The sequence below is a fragment of the Bradyrhizobium sp. SHOUNA76 genome (genome assembly GCF_023006445.1).
Taxonomy (GTDB): Bacteria; Pseudomonadota; Alphaproteobacteria; order Rhizobiales; family Xanthobacteraceae; genus Bradyrhizobium.
Genome location: NZ_JALBHA010001186.1, coordinates 1 through 392 on the forward strand (window position 1 = coordinate 1; position 392 = coordinate 392).

Here is a 392-nt window from a genome sequence, read left to right on the forward strand (position 1 = left end):
TTCAACGCGATTGGCGCAGCGGTCCATTGAGGAAGCGCTGATTCCTGATCTCGCGAAGGAGCAGCATGCGCTTGGTTTGTGCGGCGTTGAGCAGCCCCTCGAACAAGACCAGCACCTCGCGCGCCTGCACGTAGACTTCGGTGGTGATGGCGTGTTGGTCGAAGCCATAGGTCGCGAGCCGCGCGTCGATCTCGGACGCAGCGACGGGGTCGCACCGCCAGCTCAGTGCATTTTGTAGCGTGTAGGTCTCGGCCTCCGCTTCGAACTCGGAATCAATTCCAACCATGTCGATGCGCCGCAGCGCCGCCTCAACCGCCTTTTGGCGATAGGTCTCGAGCAATTTATGCCGCAACATGCGGTAGCGCTGGATGTCCCAGGACAGCTCGGCGACG

The 392-nt window shown here is 61.5% G+C and carries 1 protein-coding gene; it reads right to left on the reverse strand.

The genetic code is table 11. The annotated features are described in order from the left end of the window. Position 1: 1 nt before the first annotated feature. The coding region (locus MOV74_RS40420; protein WP_246933138.1) for a hypothetical protein at positions 2-392 on the reverse strand (391 nt) is incomplete at its 5' end.